Source organism: Corynebacterium mastitidis DSM 44356, assembly GCF_000375365.1.
Classification (GTDB): domain Bacteria; phylum Actinomycetota; class Actinomycetes; order Mycobacteriales; family Mycobacteriaceae; genus Corynebacterium; species Corynebacterium mastitidis.
Genome location: NZ_AQXB01000002.1, coordinates 294667 through 311932 on the forward strand (window position 1 = coordinate 294667; position 17266 = coordinate 311932).

The window sequence follows — 17266 nt, forward strand, 5'->3', positions numbered from 1 at the left end:
CGTGAACGGGCCCCTGCGTGCGATACCGCTGCGGGTGTGGCTGGTCATGCTCGTGGTGGCGGTGGCCGGGGTGGGGCTGCTGGGCAGCTCCGTGGCGGTCTCCGCCGTGATGCGCGGCTACTCCCTGGAAAAGGTGGACGAGGACCTGGACTCCGTGCTGCGCAGCTTTACCGCGCCCAGCAGCGCGCTCTCCGCGGACGGCGGGGCCATCCGCCGGGTGCCCCTGGACTTTTACGTGCAGGTGATCTACCCGGACGGCACACCCGCCGGGGAGAATAGCTGGCTGGAATCCTTCCCGGACGTCTCCTCCCTGACGGTGGACGCGGGCCCGCAGACGGTGCCCGCCACCTCGGACTCCGCCTCCAACCAGCGCTGGCGCGCCAAGGCCGTGAACCAGGACGGCGTGGTGGTGGTGCTGGCCAAGAGCCTGGCCAAGGAGGAGACGCAGATCGGCCGCCTCACGGCGGTGCAGACCATCATTTCCTTGACGGTGCTGGTGGTCCTGGCCCTGGTGGCGCACTACCTGGTGTACCGCTCGCTGACCCCGCTGCGGGAGGTGGAGCGCACCGCCGGGGACATCGCGGAGGGCAACCTGGACCGCCGCCTGCCGCAGTGGCCCATGAACACCGAGGTGGGGCAGCTCGCCTACGCGCTCAACGTCATGCTGGGGCGCCTGCAGCGCTCCATCGAGGAGTCGCGGGACAAGGAGGAGCAGATGCGCCGCTTCGTGGGCGATGCCTCCCACGAGCTGCGCACCCCCCTGACCTCCCTGCGCGGCTACACGGAGCTGTACCGCTCGGGCGCCACCACGGACATCGACCTGGTGCTGGGCAAGGTGGACGCGGAGTCCAAGCGGATGAGCCTGCTGGTGGAGGACCTGCTGGCGCTCACCCGCGCCGAGGGTCAGCGCCTCAACAGCGAGACGGTGGACCTGCTGGAGCTGTGCCTCTCCGTGGCGGGCACGGCGCGGGCGGCCTTCCCCAACCGGGGCATTGCCGTGGACAACAAGACCTCTGCCGTGCCGCTGGTGGTGGGGGACGCCAGCCGCCTGCACCAGATCCTGCTCAACCTGCTCACCAACGCCCTGCGCCACGGCGGGGAGGAGGCCACCGCCACCATCCGGCTCTCCTTCTCCGGGCCGGGGGACTCCCAGGTGCGCATCCAGGTGATGGACGACGGCGTGGGCATGTCCCCCGAGCACGCCGCCCACATCTTCGAGCGCTTTTACCGCGCCGATACCTCCCGCTCCCGGGCCTCCGGGGGGTCGGGTCTGGGGCTGGCGATCACCAAGTCCCTGGTGGAAAAGCACGGCGGCACCATCGCCGTGGAGTCCCAGGAGGGGGTGGGCTCCACCTTCACCATCACGCTGGAGCGCAAGCCGGAGCCGGAGGCCGATCACGCGTAGAGGCGGGCGGCGATCTCCCGGGCGGTGGCCTCGGGGAACTGGTAGTGCAGGACCCCGGGGGCGGGGACCATCTCCACCCGCGCGCCGGGGTAGGCGGAAAGATCGGCGTACTCCGGGGGCACGATGGTGTCCAGGGAGGAGGTAAAGGAGACGATCCGCGTCTCCGGGGGCGGGGCAATATCCAGGGGGCGCATGATCTGCGGGTACACCGGCCCCACCAGCGCGCCCATCAGCCTGGGCAAGCGCGGCGGGCAGCCCCGGAAGCAGGCCCCCAGCCCGATGAGCCGGGCCACGGGAAGCCGCCGGGAAAGCAGGAGGCCGAGCAGCCCGCCGAGGGAGTGCCCCACGACGTCGATACGCCCGTCGGGGGAGGCCGCCACCAGGCGGCGGGCGCACACCGTCACCTCCGCCAGGCTGCGCTCCAGCCGCGCGGTGCCGCGCCGCCCGTAGGCGGGGGCGGCCACGGTGCGATCCGCGCGGTCCGCCAGCAGGCGCAGCAGGTCCTCGAAGTTCCCCGGGGAGCCCGCCGCCCCGTGCAGCACCAGCACCGGGCGGCGCCCCGTGGCCGCCGAGACGCCCAGGCCCGGCAGGTAGGGGGCCACCCCATGCGGGGGCACCAGGTCCAGGAGGCGCACGGGCTACGCGCTCGTGCCCAGGGCGGCGCGGATCCTCCGCGCGGCGTCGTCCATCCGGGCGGGGTCGGTGGCGTCCATCGGCATGGCGGCGGAGAGGTCAAAGCCGCCCATGTCCTCGGCGGGGAACACGTGGACGTGGGTGTGCGGCACCTCGAAGCCCGCGATGAGGGTGCCCGCCCGCGAGCAGCCAAAGGCCTCCACGATGGCCCTGCCCACCTGCTGGGACACCTCGGCCACCCGCGCCCAGGTCTCGGCGGGCAGGTCGGTCCAGCGATCCACCTCCGCCACCGGCACCACCAGGGTGTGCCCGTAGGCCACCGGCTCGATGCTGAGGAAGGCCACCACCGCGTCGTCGCGGTACACGAACCGGGCGGGCAGCTCACCCGCGATGATCTTGCTAAACACGCTACTCATGGGGATCAAGGATAGTGGCCGGTTAGACTCGGGGCCATGAACATTCTGGTCATTGGCGCCGGTGCGCGCGAACACGCCCTGCTCCGTGGGCTCTCCCAGGACCCCACGGCCCCCCACCTGCACGTCGCCCCCGGCAACGCCGGGATGGCGGAGCTCGCCAGCCTGCACGAGCTGTCCGTGACCGACGCCGAGGCCACGGTGGCGCTGGCGCGGGAGATCGCCGCCGACCTTGTGGTGATCGGCCCGGAGGTGCCGCTCGTGGCGGGCGTGAGCGACGCCCTGCGCGCGGCGGGCTTCGCCGTGTTCGGCCCCTCCCGGGCCGCCGCGCAGCTCGAGGGCTCCAAGGCCTTTGCCAAGGAGGTCATGGCCAGCGCCGGGGTGTCCACCGCCGCCGCCGAGCGGATCGCCCCCGGGGCCACCCCGGAGGAGATCGAGGCCGCCCTGGACCGCTTTGGGCCCACCTGGGTGGTCAAGGACGACGGCCTGGCCGGGGGCAAGGGCGTGGTGGTCACCCCCGAGCGCGCCGCCGCCCGGGCGCACGCGGACTCCGTGCTCGGGGCGGGCAACCCCGTGCTCCTGGAATCCTTCCTCGACGGCCCCGAGGTGTCCCTGTTCTGCCTGGTGGATGGCGAGACGGTGGTGCCGCTGCTGCCCGCCCAGGACCACAAGCGCGCCTACGACGGCGACGAGGGCCCCAACACCGGCGGCATGGGCGCCTACACGCCCCTGCCGTGGCTGCCCGAGGGCGGCGTGGAGCGCATCGTAAAGGAGGTGTGCGAGCCGGTGGCCCGGGAGATGGTGGCGCGCGGCACCCCGTACTCCGGCCTGCTGTACGCGGGCCTGGCCTGGGGCGCGGACGGCCCCGCCGTGGTGGAGTTCAACGCCCGCTTCGGGGACCCGGAGACGCAGGCCGTGCTCTCCCTGCTGCGCACCCCGCTCGCGGGGCTGCTCGAGGCCGTGGCGCGCGGCACGCTGGCCCAGCACCCGGCCCTGGAGTGGGAGGAGGGCTCGGCGGTGACCGTGGTGCTCGCCGCCGAGGGCTACCCGGAGTCCCCGCGCAAGGGCGACGCGCTGCGCGGCATCCCCGGCGACGAGCCGCAGGCTTACACCCTGCACGCGGGCACGGCGCGCGGCGAGGGCGCGGGGTACGTGTCCGCGGGCGGCCGCGTGCTCTCCGTGGTGGGCAAGGGCGAGGACCTCGCCTCCGCCCGCGAGCGGGCCTACGCGGCGATCGGGCGGATCGAGATGGCCGGTTCCTTCTACCGCAGGGACATCGGCCTGGCCGCGGTGGAGGGGCGCATCGCCACGCCGTAGGGTGGCGGCCCCGGCGGGGGCCTAGAATGGGCCCGTGGCTGAGAAAAAGAACATCGCAAACGTCCTGGCGTCGCGCTACGCCTCCCCGGAACTGACCCTCCTGTGGTCGCCCGAGCACAAGATCATCCTGGAGCGCCAGCTCTGGGTCGCCGTGATGAAGGCGCAGAGCGACCTCGGCGTGGACATCCCCGCCGAGGCCATCTCCGCCTACGAGGCGGCGATGGAGAGGGTGGACCTGGAGTCCATCGCCCGGCGCGAGAGGGTCACCCGCCACGACGTCAAGGCCCGCATCGAGGAGTTCAACGCCCTGGCCGGGTGGGAGCACATCCACAAGGGCATGACCAGCCGCGACCTCACGGAGAACGTGGAGCAGCTCCAGATCCACCGCTCCCTGGCCCTGGTGCGCGATAAGGCCGTGGCGATCCTCGCCCGCATCGGCGGGCACGCCGCCGAGTACCAGGCGCTGGTGATGGCGGGGCGCTCCCACAACGTCGCCGCGCAGGCCACCACCCTGGGCAAGCGCTTTGCCACCGCCGCCGACGAGATCCTGGTGGCCCTGGAGCGCGTGGAGGAGCTGCTCTCCCGCTACCCGCTGCGCGGGATCAAGGGCCCGATGGGCACCAGCCAGGACATGCTGGACCTCCTCGGCGGCGACGAGTCCAAGCTCGCGGAGCTGGAGCGGCGCATCGCCGCGCACCTGGGCTTCGAGCGCACCTTCGACTCCGTGGGGCAGGTCTACCCGCGCTCCCTGGACTTCGACGCCCTCTCGGCCCTGGTGCAGCTCGGCGCGGGCCCCTCCTCCCTGGCCACCACCATCCGCCTCATGGCGGGCAACGAGACGGTCACCGAGGGCTTCAAGGAGGGGCAGGTGGGCTCCTCGGCCATGCCGCACAAGATGAACGCCCGCTCCTGCGAGCGCGTGGGCGGCCTCCAGGTGATCCTGCGCGGCTACCTCGCCATGGCGGCGGACCTCGCCGGGCAGCAGTGGAACGAGGGGGACGTGTTCTGCTCCGTGGTGCGCCGCGTGGCGCTGCCGGACGCCTTCTTCGCCTTCGACGGCATGGCGGAGACGTTCCTCACGGTGCTGGGCGAGTTCGGCGCCTTCCCCGCCATGATCGACCGCGAGCTGGAGCGCTACCTGCCCTTCCTGGCCACCACCCGCATCCTCATGGCGGCGGTGCGCGCCGGGGTGGGCCGCGAGGTGGCCCACGAGGTCATCAAGGAGAACGCGGTGGCGGTGGCCCTCAACATGCGGGAACACGGCGCGGAGCAGGACCTGGTGGAGCGCCTGGCGGCAGACGACCGCCTGCCGCTGGGCGCGGAGGACCTGCGCGCGGCGCTGGCGGATCGCCACGCCTTCATCGGCGCGGCGGAGTCCCAGGTGGGCCGCGTGCTCGCCCGCGTGGAGGAGGTTACGGCCCGGTATCCGCAGGCCGCGCGGTACGCGGGCGGGGAGATCCTGTAGGGCTCCGAGCCTCATTACGGCCTCATTACCGCCCAATTACCGCTGCGCGGTACGCGGGGTTACACTCCCAACCATGCGTCCTGAACTGTCGGAATACCGCCACGTCTCGGCGGGCAAGGTGCGTGAGATTTACGAGATCGACGAGGAGCACCTGCTCATCGTCGCCTCGGACCGCATCTCCGCCTATGACTACATCCTGGATACCGAGATCCCCGATAAGGGCAGAATCCTCACCGCGATGAGCTTCTACTTCTTCGGCGCCCTGGATGTGCCCAACCACCTGGCGGGGCCCGCGGACGACCCCCGCATCCCCGAGAAGGTGCTGGGGCGCGCCATGGTGTGCAAGAAGCTGGCCATGCAGCCCTTCGAGTGCGTGGCGCGCGGCTACCTCACCGGCTCCGGGCTGGCGGAGTACAAGAAGAACGGCACCGTGTGCGGCATCGCCCTGCCCGAGGGACTGGGGGAGGCCTCCCGGCTGCCGGAGCCCATCTTCACCCCGGCCACCAAGGCCGAGCAGGGCGAGCACGACGAGAACGTCTCCTTCGACTACGTGGTGGACTCCCTCGGCCAGGAGCGCGCCGAGCAACTGCGCGATACCACCCTGGAGGTGTACTCCCGGGCGGCGGCCATCGCGGAGGAGCGCGGCCTGATCCTGGCGGATACCAAGCTGGAGTTCGGCCGGGACGCCTCCGGCGCCCTGGTGCTGGCGGACGAGGTGCTCACCCCGGACTCCTCCCGCTACTGGCCCGCCGAGGGCTACGCGCCGGGCAAGGTGCAGCCCAGCTTTGACAAGCAGTACGTGCGCAACTGGCTGACCAGCTCCAAGTCCGGGTGGGACAAGAACTCCGGGGAGCAGCCCCCGGCGCTGCCGGGCTCCGTGGTGGAGGCCACCCGGGAGCGCTACGTGGAGGCCTACGAGAAGATCTCCGGGGAGAAGTTCTGCCACTGGGTCGGGGTGTGCGTCTAGCCCTTCTCCTCCATTAAACGGAGGAGAAGGGGCGCTGCGGGGCGCGGTTTTTAATCCCCGCCAATCTTGGAAAAGGTTGGGTGGAGGAATACAATTCAGCCATGACCTCCCCCGATGTTCTAGCGTCCCAGCTCCGCGAGAGCCTGCGGCTAGGGGTGTACATGCTGCGGCTGATGGATCGGGAGGGGGAGCTGCCCACCACACAGGTGGGCACCCTCATGGCGCTCAAGGGCGGCCCGCTGCCGGTGAGCAGGATCGCCACGCTGAGCGGGATCAGCACCGCCAGCGCCAGCCAGCAGGTCACGCGCCTGGAAAACGCCGGCTACGTGGAGCGCCGCCCCGACCCGCAGGACGCCCGGGGAGTCCTCGTGGTGGTCACGGAGGCGGGCCTGGAGGCCCTGCACGCGACCACCCGGGCGCGCAACAGCCGCCTCGCCCCGGCGGTGGCGCGCCTCTCGGAGCGGGAGCGCGAGGAGATCGCCCGCGCCCTGCCCACCCTGGAGCGTTTTTTCCGTTCCCTCCTGGACGAGTAAGCCCTGCGGTGGGCTAGCATCGGTGCGCATGGCCGTGGCGGTGCTCGTGATCGATAACCAGGACTCCTTTACCCTCAACATCGTGGAGGCCCTGCGCGCCGCGGGCGCATGGGTGCGGGTGCAGCCCAACACGGAGCGCCCGCGCTGGGAGGGGATCGAGGCCGTGGTGATCTCGCCGGGGCCGGGCCACCCCGGCACCCCGGCGGACGTGGGCACCAGCGTGGAGGCCCTGCGGCGCGGCCTGCCGGTGCTGGGGGTGTGCCTGGGCCACCAGCTCATGGCGCAGGAGTGCGGGGGCACGGTGGGCCGGGTGACCCCCGCGCACGGGGTGACCAGCCGTATCTACCACGACGGATCGGACCTCTTTTTTGGCCTGCCGCAGGGCTTCGAGGCGGTGCGGTATCACTCCCTGGCCGTGACCGAGGTTCCGGAGGCCCTCGAGGTCACCGCGCGCACCCCGGAGGGCGTGGTCATGGGCCTGCGCCACCGCGAGCGCCCCTGGTGGGGGGTGCAGTTCCACCCGGAGTCCGTGGGCGCGCCCGAGGCGGTGCGGGTGATCCACCGCTTCGTGGAGATGGTGCGGGAGAGCCGCCGCCCGTTGCGGGTGCACCACCGCCACCTGCGGGACTGCGCCCTGGACGCGCCGGAGGCGTACCGGCGGTTGTGCGCGGGCCGGGACTACTCCTTCTGGCTGGACGATTCCACTGGCCGGGGCTACAGCTACCTGGGGGTCACCGCCGCGCAGGCCCCGCCCGGCGCCGAGGCCGCCGCCGTGGAGGCGCCGGGGCTGCCGTGTGCCCCCGTCCTGGGCTGGGTGGGCTACCTCACCTACCCCGCCGGGCGGCACTTTCGCTTTGCCGACGCCACGGTGGCGGTGGGCCCCACGGGGGTGCACCTTTTGGCCCTGGAGGAGGCGCGGCTCGACGACCTCCAGGAGGCGCTGTCCCGCCCGGCGCCCGGGTCTGCCGGGGAGAAGCGCGCCGGGGCGCGGCCCGTCCTGCGCTGCGCGGACAGCAGGGAGGCGTACCTCGCCAAGATCGCCAGCCTGCAGCGCAGCATCGCCGCCGGGGAGACCTACGAGGCCTGCCTGACCACCCGGCTGCGCGGCCCCTCGCCGGGGCTCGGGCTGGCGGACTACCTGGCGCTGCGCGTCGCCAACCCCACCCCCTACGGGGCCTACCTGCGCTGGGGAGGCACCCAGATCATGAGCACCTCCCCGGAGACCTTCTTGCGCGTGCGCGCCGGGGTGGCGGAGTCGCGCCCCATCAAGGGCACCCGCCCGCGCGGGGACACCCCGGAGGCGGACGCCGCCCTGCGCGCCGACCTCGCCGCCAATCCCAAGGACCGCGCGGAGAACCTCATGGTGGTGGACCTGGTGCGCCACGACCTCACCCGCGTGGCCCGCCCCGGCACCGTGCGGGCCGAGCCCCTCTTCGAGGTGGAGACCTACGCCGCCGCCCACCAGCTCGTGAGCACCGTGCGCGCCGAGCTGGCCGCCACGCCGTGGGAGCTGATCGACGCCGCCTTCCCCGGCGGCTCCATGACGGGCGCGCCGAAGAAGCGCACGATGGAGATCCTGGCGGGCCTGGAGGAGGGCGAGCGCGGCGTGTACTCCGGGGCCATCGGTTACGTGGCCGTGGACGGCACGGTGGACCTCGCCATGACCATCCGCACCCTGGTGGAGGAGGACGGGGAGCTGAGCTACGGGGTGGGCGGCGCGATCCTCGCGGCCTCCGACCCGGAGGCGGAGTACCGGGAGATCGTGACCAAGGCGCAGCCGGTGCGTGCCGTCGCGGACGTGGAGTTCCCGTGACGCCCCCGGCGGATAGCCCGGTGATCCTCGACTCCTGGCTGGTGCGCGCGGGCCGCGTGGAGGGGCTGGACCTGCACCTGGATCGCTTCGCCCGGTCCTGCCGCGCGCTGCTGGGGTACCTCCCGCCCCGGTGGTTCCTCGAGGAGACGGCGGCGGCCTGCGCGGGCGCGGAGGGGGAGTGGTTCCCCCGCATCCGGGCGCGGCGGGGGCGCTGGGAGCGGGAGATGCGCCCGGCCCCGCCGCGCCGCTCGAGCACCGTCCTGTGGGTGGGGCCCGACCCGGACGCGCGCCGCCACCCCGAGCACAAGGGGCCGGACATGCCCGAGCTGCTGGCCCTGCGGGAGCGGGCGCGGGAGCGCGGCGCGGACGACGCCGTGCTCCACCGCGGCGGGGAGGTAGTGGAGGCCGCCACCGCCACCCTGCTCTTCGCCCGCGGCGACACCCTGCTGCGCCCTCCCGGTCCGCGCCTGCCCGGCGTCACGGAGTGCCTGTGGGTGCGCCGCTGGCCGGGGCCGGTGCGCACGGAGGCGGTGTCCCTGGCGGAGGCCCCCGCGCTGCGGTGCTGGGCGCTGAGCAGCCTGCACGGGGCGACCCCGGTGACGCGCTGGATCACCCCGGGGCCGTGAGCATTCGGACGATGAGGGCCCATCCCTTCCGGCTCCGCGACCGGCGCGCCGTGGCGGGGCAGGGGGCGTCGGCACGCGCCGGGAGGCGGCGCTACCATCGGTTCCATGTCTGAGAACCCGCAAGCGCCGCTGGCCCCCGTCCACCCGATCACCCGCGAGCACCACGGCCGCGTTTTTGTGGACGACTACGAGTGGCTGCGGGACAAGGAGTCCCCGGAAACGCTGGGCTACCTGGAGGCGGAGAACGCCTACACGCGGGCCCGCACGCGCCACCTGGAGGGCCTCACGGAGGCGATCTACGGGGAGATCAAGTCCCGCGTGCAGGAGACGGACATGTCCGTGCCGACCCGCGCCGGGGACTTTTGGTACTACGGCCGCACCGTCGAGGGCAAGGATTACGGGCTGTCCTGCCGCCTGCCGGTGGACGCCGCGCACGACCCCTGGACGCCCCCGGAGATCCCCCAGGAGGGCGAGGTCCCGGGCGAGGAGGTGCTGCTGGACCTCAACGAGCTGGCGGCGGGCCACGAGTTCTTCTCCCTCGGGGCCTCCAGCGTGACCACCTCCGGGCGTTATCTGGCCTACTCCGTGGACACGGCGGGCGATGAGCGCTTTGACCTCTTCATCAAGGACCTCGCCACGGGGCGGCTCCTGGAGGATCGCCTGGAGGGCATCTTCTACGGCGCCACCTGGGCGGGCGAGGACTACCTGTTCTACCAGCGGGTGGACGAGTCCTGGCGGCCGGATTCCGTGTGGCGGCACAAGGTGGGCACCCCGCAGGAGGCCGACGTCCGCGTGTTTCACGAGCCGGACGGCCGCTTTAGCACCGGGGTGGGGGCCACGCGCTCCGAGCGCTACCTGATGATCGAGTCCGCCTCCAAGATCACCTCGGAGACGTGGGTGCTGGACATGGACAACCCCGAGGGCGAGTTCGAGGTGCTGTGGCCCCGGCGCACCGGGGTGGAGTATTCCGTGGATCACGCCGTGGTGGCGGGCGAGGACCGCTGGGTGGTCACGCACAACGCCACCGGCCCGAACTTCGCGGTGGGCGAGTGCCCGGTGGGCCGCCTCCCGGAGCTGACCGGCCTGCGCGAGCTGCTTCCGCACCGCGAGGACGTCCGCGTGGAGGGGGTGGACACGTACGCGGGGCAGATCGTGGCGGCCTATCGGCGCGGCGCCATCGGGCGCGCCGCCGTGATGGTGCTGGGCGAGGGCGGCTACACCGACTTCGAGGAGCTGGACTTCGATGAGGAGCTGTACACCGTGGGGGTGCTGGGCAACCCGGAGTGGCGGGCCCCGGTGATCCGCCTGAGCTACGGCTCCTTCATCACCCCCACCCAGATCATCGACCTCACGGTGGCCACCGGCGAGCGCGCCCTGCGCAAGCAGCAGGCGGTGCTCGGCGGCTACGACGCCTCCGCCTACACCGCCTACCGCCTCTGGGCGCGCGCCGGGGACGGCGCGGAGATCCCCGTCTCCGTGATCCACCGGGCGGACCTGGACACCTCCCGGCCCAACCCCACCCTGCTCTACGCCTACGGCTCCTACGAGGCCTCCACGGACCCGGCCTTCTCCGTCTCCCGGCTCTCCCTGCTGGATCGCGGCATGATCTTCGCGGTGGCGCACGTGCGCGGCGGCGGGGAGATGGGCCGGGGCTGGTACGACCACGGCAAGGAGCTGGAGAAGAAGAACACCTTCACCGACTACATCGCGGTGGCCGACGACCTCATCGCCCGGGGCCTGTCCGCCCCGGAGACGATGGTGGCCGAGGGCGGCTCCGCGGGCGGCATGCTCATGGGCGCGGTGGCGAACATGGCGGGGGATCGCTTCGCCGGAATCCAGGCCATCGTGCCCTTCGTGGACCCGCTGACCTCCATGCTCATGCCGGAGCTGCCGCTGACGATGGGCGAGTGGGAGGAGTGGGGCGACCCGCTGCACGATCCGCAGGTGTATGACTACATGGCCTCCTACGCTCCCTACGAGAACGTCGAGGCCAAGGACTACCCGGACATCCTGGCCGTGACCTCGCTGAACGATACGCGCGTGCTGTACGTGGAGCCCGCCAAGTGGATCGCCCGGCTGCGGGCCACCGCCACCGGCGGGGAGTTCCTGCTCAAGACGGAGATGTCCGCCGGGCACGGCGGGGTCTCGGGCCGCTACGCCCGGTGGAGGCAGACGGCCTTCGAATACGCCTGGGCGGTGCACAAGGCCACGGGCCGCACGGCCTGAGCGCTGCCGGGGCGTCAGGGGTGTCAGGGGGCGTCGGCACGCGGGGCGGGGGAGAGGCGGCCCGCGTGCCGGGCCTGGGGGTGACCGCAACTACCCCCACGAGCGTTGAGTGAGTTGGGGCATGGGGGAGCCCGGGGCGATAATGCGGGTAACGAGTTATACCCCCGGATGCTGAATTGAGAAAACCCATGTCTCCTAGCTCCCCGGCCGCCTACGAGGGTGCGCCCAAGATCGCCGAACCGAAGAAGCCGCGCAAGGACCGCACCCATTGGCTCTACATCGCGGTGATCATCGCCATCGTGGCGGGCATCGCGCTGGGCGCCGTGGCCCCCGATGTGGCCGTGAAGTTCAAGGTGCTCGGCACCATGTTCGTGGACCTCATCAAGATGATCGTGCCCCCGGTGATCTTCTGCACCATCGTGCTGGGCATCGGCTCGGTGCGCGCGGCGGCCTCCGTGGGCCGGGCGGGCGGCCTGGCGCTGGCCTACTTCATCACCATGTCCACCTTCGCGCTGTTCATCGGCCTGGTGGTGGGCAACATCCTGGAGCCCGGCGACGGCCTGCACGTGGGCGAGCACGAGGTCAGCGACACGGTGCAGAAGGCCCTCAACAAGAACGAGGAGGCCGGCGGGGCGATGCACTTCATCCAGAGCATCATCCCGGACTCCTTCTTCTCCGCCTTCACCGGCTCCTATAACGCCCCCGGGCACACCGTGTCCATCCTCCAGGTGCTCTTCATCGCCCTGCTGGTGGGCTTCGCGGTGCAGTCCCTGGGCCGCAAGGGCGAGCCGATCCTGGCCTTCGTGGCCAGCCTGCAGACGCTGGTGTTCCGCATTCTGAGCTGGATCCTGTGGCTGGCCCCCATCGCGGCCTTCGGCGCCATCGCCGCCGTGGTGGGCGGCACGGGCATGAAGGCCGTGGTGCAGCTCGGCTACCTCATCCTGGCCTTCTACATCACCTGCTTCATCTTCGTGTTCGTGGTGCTGGGCGCGGTGCTCAAGGTCTTTACCGGGCTGTCCATCTTCAAGCTGGTCAAGTACCTGGGCCGGGAGTTCCTGCTCATCTTCGCCACCTCCTCCTCGGAGTCCGCCCTGCCCAACCTCATGCGCAAGATGGAGCACGTGGGCGTGGACAAGTCCACGGTGGGCATCGTGGTGCCCACCGGGTACTCCTTCAACCTGGACGGCACGGCCATCTACCTCACCATGGCGGCCATCTTCATCTCGGACGCCATGGACATGCCCATGAACATGAGCGAGCAGGTGGGCCTGCTGCTCTTCATGATTATCGCAGCCAAGGGCGCCGCGGGCGTGTCCGGTGCGGGCATCGCCACGCTGGCGGCGGGCCTGCAGTCCTACAAGCCCGCGCTGCTGGGCGGCGTGGACCTCATCCTGGGCATCGATAAGTTCATGTCCGAGGCCCGCGCCCTGACCAACTTCGCGGGCAACTCCGTGGCCACCCTCCTGGTGGGCAAGTGGACGGGCACCCTGGACAAGGAGCGCGCGCAGCGGGTGTTCGTGGGCGAGATCCCCTACGTGCCCTCGGAGGAGGACGACGAGCACGGGGACTTCCGCCGCGATCCCTCGGTGACCAACCCGGCCCACGATCGCCTCCAGGCCACCCCGCAGGTGAACCTGGACGATTACAAGACCCACTGAGCCCTTGTAAGCGCCTTCCCACGGCGGCGATGCCGCGCGCCCGCCACGCCCCTGTGCGATAATCGCGGGCATGAGCGCGCATCTCCTGGTCTCCATCTCCAGCATTTTCGACGAGACGAGGCGCGCCGCGCGGTCCACGGTGGAGCGGCTCAACCAGCAGGGGGTGGGGGTCTCCCTGCTCGTCGCCCCGCACATCGACGGCTCCTGGCACCTCGCCCAGGACCCCGCCACCCTGGAGTGGGTGCGCGCCCACCTCGCGGGCGGCGGGGAGTGGATCCTCAACGGCTTTGACCAGGCGGTGCAGGGCCGCCGCGCGGAGTTCGCGCAGCTCGAGGAGCACGAGGCCCGCCTGCGCCTGCGCGGGGCCACCCGCCAGCTGGAGCGGCTGGGCCTGAGCGCGCGGCTCTTTGCCCCGCCCCGGTGGCGGCTGTCCGCCGGGACGCTGAGTGTGGTGCCGGAGTTCGGCTTTCTGGCCGTGGGCTCTACCAAGGGGATTCATGTGGTCTCCCCGGAGGCCGGGGCGCAGCAGCGCTGCGTGCGCTCGCGCAACCTCTCGGTGGGCGAGGGCTTCGGGGCTCCGGGGTGGTGGCGGCGCAACGTGATCGCGGCGGCGCGGCGCGGGGCGCAGCGGGGCACGGTGGTGCGCCTTTCGGCCTCGGCCCGCAACCTGCGCGACCCGAAGGTGGCCCGGGACTTCGTGGGCGCGGTGGCCGCCGCGATGGCGGAGGGGGCGGTGCCCACCACCTACGAGGCCGTGGCACAGGAGGCACAGGCGGCACAGGCTGCACGGTCGGCACAGCCGGCGCGGGAGGCCTAAGCGGCGTCGCCGGGGCGGGTGCCGGGCGGTGAGGGGAGGGGCGGGGATGAGTAGGAAAGCCCGCCGCGCACAGGTACTCTGTGGGCGTAACAAGAACGTGCGAGATATAGGGGAATAACCGTGGCCCGTGTAGTAGTTCATGTGATGCCCAAGGCGGAGATTCTTGACCCCCAGGGGCAGGCCGTGGTGCGAGCGCTGGGGCGCCTGGGCGTGTCCGGCGTGAGCGACGTGCGCCAGGGCAAGCGCTTCGAGATCGAGGTGGATGACACCGTGACCCGCGAGGACATCCAGCGGGTGTCCGAGGTGCTGCTGGCCAACACCGTGATCGAGGACTTCGAGATCGTGAACGTGGAGGAGATCAAGTGACGGCACGAATCGGGGTGATCACCTTCCCCGGCACGCTGGACGACGTCGATGCCGCCCGCGCGGTGCGCTACGCCGGGGCGGAGGCGGTGAGCCTGTGGCACGCGGACGCGGACCTGCGCGGGGTGGACGCAGTGGTGATCCCCGGCGGGTTCTCCTACGGAGACTACCTGCGCAGCGGCGCCATCTCCGCGCTGGCCCCGGTGATGGGCGCGGTGATCGAGGCCGCTCGGGGCGGCATGCCCGTGCTGGGCATCTGCAACGGCTTCCAGATCCTCAACGAGGCCCGCCTGCTGCCCGGCGCCCTGACCCGCAACAAGGGCCTGCACTTCCACTGCACGGACGCCTACCTCAAGGTGGAAAACGCCGAGACCGCGTGGACGACCACCCTGACCGAGGGGCAGGAGGTGCTCATCCCGGCCAAGCACGGCGAGGGGCGCTTCCAGGCGGACGCCCGCACCCTAGAGGAGCTGGAGGGGGAGGGCCGCGTGGTGTTCCGCTACACGGATAACTTCAACGGCTCCCTCAACGACATCGCCGGGATCACGGACGCCACCGGGCGCATCGTGGGCCTCATGCCGCACCCGGAGCACGCCATCGACCCGCTCACCGGCCCGTCCACGCACGGGTTGGAGCTGTTCCTGTCCGCCGTCGGCTCCATCGCCGCGTGAAGGGAGAATCCATGTCCGTTCTCAATGACACCGTAGCCAAGGCCGCGGCCGAGCCGGATACCGCGCAGCCCTACGCGGAGCTGGGCCTCAAGGATGACGAGTACGCTCGGATCAGGGAGATCCTGGGCCGCCGCCCCACGGACGCGGAGCTGACCATGTACTCCGTGATGTGGTCGGAGCACTGCTCCTATAAGTCCTCCAAGGTGCACCTGCGCTACTTCGGGGAGACCACCACGGAGGAGATGAACTCCAAGATCCTCGCGGGCATCGGGGAGAACGCCGGCGTGGTGGACGTGGGCGACGGCAACGCCGTGACCTTCCGCGTGGAGTCGCACAACCACCCGTCCTACGTGGAGCCGCACCAGGGCGCGGCCACCGGCGTGGGCGGGATCGTGCGGGACATCATGGCGATGGGCGCGCGCCCGATCGCGGTGATGGACCAGCTCCGCTTCGGCCCGGCGGACGCCCCGGACACCCAGCGCGTGCTGCCCGGCGTGGTGGAGGGAATCTCGCACTACGGCAACTGCCTGGGCCTGCCCAACATCGGCGGAGAGACGGTCTTTGACCCCACCTATGCGGGCAACCCCCTGGTCAACGCCCTGTGCGTGGGCACGCTCAAGGTGGAGGACCTCAAGCTGGCCTTCGCCTCCGGTAAGGGCAACAAGGTCATGCTCTTTGGCTCGCGCACCGGCTTGGACGGCATCGGCGGCGTGTCCGTGCTGGCCTCGGACACCTTCGAGGACGGCGCGGAGCGCAAGCTGCCCGCCGTGCAGGTGGGCGACCCCTTCGCGGAGAAGGTGCTCATCGAGTGCTGCCTGGAGCTGTACCACGCCGGCGTGGTGGTGGGCATCCAGGACCTCGGCGGCGCGGGCCTGGCCTGCGCCACCTCCGAGCTGGCGGCCTCCGGAGACGGCGGCATGAGGGTCAACCTGGACGCGGTGCCGCTGCGCGCCAAGAACATGACGGCGGCGGAGATCCTGGCCTCCGAGTCCCAGGAGCGCATGTGCGCCGTGGTGACCCCGGAGAACGTGGAGCGCTTCCGCGAGATCTGCGCGCGCTGGGACGTCACCTGCGCGGAGATCGGTGAGGTCACCGAGGGCGATCACCTGGTGATTACCCACGGCGGCGAGGTGGTGGTGGACGCCCCGGCGGCCACCATCGCGGACGAGGCCCCGGTCTACGAGCGCCCCTACGCCCGGCCCGAGTGGCAGGACGAGGTGCAGCGGGAGGCCGCCGTGCCCGCCCCGACGGACCTGGCGGACACGCTGCGCCGCATGGTGTCCTCCCCGACGCTGTGCTCCCGGGCGTACATCACCGAGCAGTACGACCGCTACGTGCTGGGCAACACGGTCAAGGCGAAGGATTCCGACGCCGGCGTGCTGCGCATCGACGAGGAGACCGGGCGCGGCGTGGCCGTCTCCGCCGACGCCTCCGGGCGCTACACCTACCTGGACCCCAACACCGGCGCGCGCCTGGCGCTGGCGGAGGCCTACCGCAACGTGGCGGTCACGGGCGCCAAGCCGGTGGCGGTGACCAACTGCCTGAACTTTGGCTCCCCGGAGAACCCGGACGTGATGTGGCAGTTCCGCGAGGCCGTGCACGGGCTGGCCGACGGCGCCAAGGAGCTGGGCATCCCGGTCTCCGGCGGCAACGTCTCCTTCTACAACCAGACCGGCGACACCCCGATCCTGCCCACCCCGGTGGTGGGCGTGCTGGGCGTGATCGAGGACGTGCACAACGCCATCGGCCACGACCTCGGCACGGTGCCGGAGGACGAGGTGCTCTACGTCCTGGGTGCCACGGAGGCGGAGTTCGGCGGCTCCATCTACCAGCAGGTCACCACCGGCGAGCTGAAGGGCATGCCGCCGCGCGTGGACCTGGCCAACGAGCAGCGCCTGGCGGACTTCTTCGTGGGCAACACCCTGCTCACCGCCGCGCACGACGTCTCCGAGGGCGGCCTGGCGCAGACCCTCGTGGAGCTGGCCCTGCGCTCCGGGCGCGGCCTGGACCTGGATCTCTCCGGGGTGCACGCGGACCTGCACGCGGCGCTGTTCTCCGAGTCCGCCTCGCGCGCGGTGGTGGCCACCACCGCCGACCGCGCGGACTCCGTGGAGCGCCTGGCCGCCGAGGCCGGGGTGCCGTGCGTGCGCATCGGCGGCACCGTCGAGGGGCGCACCCTGCGCGTCGGGGAGGCCCTGGAGGTCTCCCTCGACGAGCTGCGCGCCGCTTGGGAGGCCACCCTGCCCGAGCTGTTCGGGCACGCGGTGGGCGCGAACTCCGTGGTGGAGTAGGGGGAAAGCCCCGGGAGCGCCGTCCTGTGGGACGGCGCTTTCTGGTGTGGTGGGGAGCGCGACGATGT

General features: G+C 71.7%; 15 protein-coding genes. 13 read left to right on the forward strand and 2 right to left on the reverse strand.

The features are described from left to right. The first annotated feature begins 1 nt into the window (after position 1). On the forward strand, positions 2 to 1405 hold the full coding sequence (locus B140_RS0103725; RefSeq protein ID WP_018118012.1) for a sensor histidine kinase: 1404 nt from the start codon (positions 2 to 4) through the stop codon (positions 1403 to 1405). Here the strand turns inward: B140_RS0103725 and B140_RS12935 are convergent. Together B140_RS12935 and B140_RS0103735 are read right to left on the reverse strand one after the other, a co-directional pair. Further along, entirely contained in the window at positions 1396 to 2040 is a 645-nt protein-coding gene (locus B140_RS12935) for an alpha/beta fold hydrolase (RefSeq protein ID WP_018118013.1), read from the reverse strand. The genes B140_RS0103725 and B140_RS12935 overlap by 10 nt on opposite strands. Before the next feature lie 3 nt (positions 2041 to 2043). After that, on the reverse strand, positions 2044 to 2454 hold the full coding sequence (locus tag B140_RS0103735) for an HIT family protein (protein WP_026165959.1): 411 nt from the start codon (positions 2452 to 2454) through the stop codon (positions 2044 to 2046). Between the two features lie 36 nt (positions 2455 to 2490). On the opposite strand from B140_RS0103735, the gene purD reads away from it, so the two are divergent. The 12 genes from purD to purL all read left to right on the forward strand — a co-directional run bounded on the left by purD (position 2491) and on the right by purL (position 17198). Beyond that, positions 2491 to 3768: a phosphoribosylamine--glycine ligase gene (gene purD, locus B140_RS0103740; protein ID WP_018118015.1), complete on the forward strand. Its 1278-nt coding sequence runs from the start codon at positions 2491 to 2493 to the stop codon at positions 3766 to 3768. A 34-nt stretch (positions 3769 to 3802) separates the two neighbouring features. Further along, complete coding sequence (purB, locus tag B140_RS0103745; protein ID WP_018118016.1) at positions 3803 to 5233, forward strand: adenylosuccinate lyase; 1431 nt, start codon at positions 3803 to 3805, stop codon at positions 5231 to 5233. A 73-nt stretch (positions 5234 to 5306) separates the two neighbouring features. Continuing rightward, the gene (locus B140_RS0103750; RefSeq protein ID WP_026165960.1) at positions 5307 to 6200 is read left to right on the forward strand and encodes a phosphoribosylaminoimidazolesuccinocarboxamide synthase; all 894 of its coding nucleotides are present in this window, start codon (positions 5307 to 5309) and stop codon (positions 6198 to 6200) included. 101 nt (positions 6201 to 6301) lie between these two features. After that, on the forward strand, positions 6302 to 6733 hold the full coding sequence (locus B140_RS0103755) for a MarR family winged helix-turn-helix transcriptional regulator (protein WP_018118018.1): 432 nt from the start codon (positions 6302 to 6304) through the stop codon (positions 6731 to 6733). A 28-nt stretch (positions 6734 to 6761) separates the two neighbouring features. Next, positions 6762 to 8546, forward strand: a complete 1785-nt coding sequence (pabB, locus tag B140_RS0103760) for an aminodeoxychorismate synthase component I (protein ID WP_018118019.1) — start codon at positions 6762 to 6764, stop codon at positions 8544 to 8546. Continuing rightward, on the forward strand, positions 8543 to 9172 hold the full coding sequence (locus B140_RS11870; protein WP_018118020.1) for an aminotransferase class IV: 630 nt from the start codon (positions 8543 to 8545) through the stop codon (positions 9170 to 9172). The genes pabB and B140_RS11870 overlap by 4 nt, the downstream gene beginning before the upstream one ends. A 105-nt stretch (positions 9173 to 9277) precedes the next feature. Continuing rightward, a complete protein-coding gene (locus B140_RS0103770) occupies positions 9278 to 11398 on the forward strand; it encodes a S9 family peptidase (protein ID WP_018118021.1) in 2121 nt (706 codons plus the stop codon). 188 nt (positions 11399 to 11586) lie between these two features. After that, entirely contained in the window at positions 11587 to 13056 is a 1470-nt protein-coding gene (locus tag B140_RS0103775; protein WP_018118022.1) for a C4-dicarboxylate transporter DctA, read from the forward strand. Positions 13057 to 13126: 70 nt separating this feature from the next. Next, positions 13127 to 13873, forward strand: a complete 747-nt coding sequence (locus tag B140_RS11875; protein ID WP_018118023.1) for a DUF2334 domain-containing protein — start codon at positions 13127 to 13129, stop codon at positions 13871 to 13873. 120 nt (positions 13874 to 13993) lie between these two features. After that, positions 13994 to 14239 (forward strand): phosphoribosylformylglycinamidine synthase subunit PurS, encoded by a 246-nt coding sequence (gene purS / locus B140_RS0103785; protein WP_026165962.1) that lies wholly within the window; start codon positions 13994 to 13996, stop codon positions 14237 to 14239. Next, positions 14236 to 14907, forward strand: a complete 672-nt coding sequence (gene purQ / locus B140_RS0103790) for a phosphoribosylformylglycinamidine synthase subunit PurQ (protein ID WP_026165963.1) — start codon at positions 14236 to 14238, stop codon at positions 14905 to 14907. Before purS ends, purQ begins: the two co-directional genes overlap by 4 nt. Positions 14908 to 14918: 11 nt before the next feature. Further along, positions 14919 to 17198 (forward strand): phosphoribosylformylglycinamidine synthase subunit PurL, encoded by a 2280-nt coding sequence (gene purL / locus B140_RS11880; protein ID WP_018118026.1) that lies wholly within the window; start codon positions 14919 to 14921, stop codon positions 17196 to 17198. The last annotated feature ends 68 nt before the right edge of the window (positions 17199 to 17266 follow it).